The following is a 785-nucleotide window of genomic DNA, read 5'->3' as shown; positions in this document are numbered from 1 at the left end:
GGGGCGTACGGGTCGGGGTCCACTGCGCCTACGGTTCAGGGGCGCCGGATCAGGCGCACCTGCCACTGCCGCTGTGGCAGGGCACGTACGCAGGACCCGACCGCGGTGGCGGTTCCGGGTGAGCGCGGTCCCAGTCGTGCTGTGCAAGCGCCAGTACCGCGGCCACGGCAAGTGCGGCGAGCAGTTGGAGCACCACCGACCAGCGTGCGCGGAACAGCGCCGCGGCCCCGGCCAGACCGAGGACGACGACCAGGTAGGACGACAGCCAGGCGAGCTCCGCGAGCTCTGCCGCCTCGATGCGCTCGACCTGCCCCTGTGCAGCCCAGACCTCCATGCCGGTGCCGAATCCGTGCAACAGGGCCACGGCGACCTCGACGAGAAGGAGGAGGACGCCGAAAAAGACGTCCGCCCCCGTGGACTTCCGCCGTGACCAGGGCCGCCAAGGAGGCCGCGCCGGTGCGGGCGGTTCGGACGATGCGTTGACCATGACGCCACGCTGCCGAACCACGCACCGCCGGTGCATGAGTACACGTACTCATGCTCAGCCGACGCCCACTTGCCCGGAGACCGGCCGTCACCTCGCGGCGGTAGTGGCCGTCGTCGCCGTCGGCGAGCCGAACGGCCGGCTCCCCCTCGGGGAGCCGGCCGTTTCGCTGTCAGCCGGGGGGACGCCTCGGCCTCGTCTTCGGTGTCAGCGTTCGGCCGCCAGGTCCAGGTCGCCCGCCGGGGGCTCGCTCGGGACGGGGGTCGAGGGGGTCGGGCGGCGCCAGGAGTGGGTGAGGGGG

Annotated in this window: 1 protein-coding gene; it reads right to left on the bottom strand. The window is 73.0% G+C overall.

Features of this window, described 5'->3' with window-relative positions; all coding sequences use genetic code 11:
* Positions 1 to 49: 49 nt before the first annotated feature.
* Complete coding sequence (locus EF918_RS36270) at positions 50 to 487, bottom strand: DUF6234 family protein (RefSeq protein ID WP_185922108.1); 438 nt, start codon at positions 485 to 487, stop codon at positions 50 to 52.
* Positions 488 to 785: the final 298 nt, after the last annotated feature.

Source organism: Streptomyces sp. WAC06614 (assembly GCF_003949795.1).
Lineage (GTDB): Bacteria > Actinomycetota > Actinomycetes > Streptomycetales > Streptomycetaceae > Streptomyces.
The sequence above is the reverse complement of the archived record's forward strand: the minus strand, read 5'-3'. Positions and strand labels throughout refer to the sequence as shown.

What these genes read in the sequence shown, in the direction of transcription:
- EF918_RS36270 (WP_185922108.1), bottom strand. Translation starts at nt 487, where the DNA reads ATGGTCAACGCATCGTCCGAACCGCCCGCACCGGCGCGGCCTCCTTGG.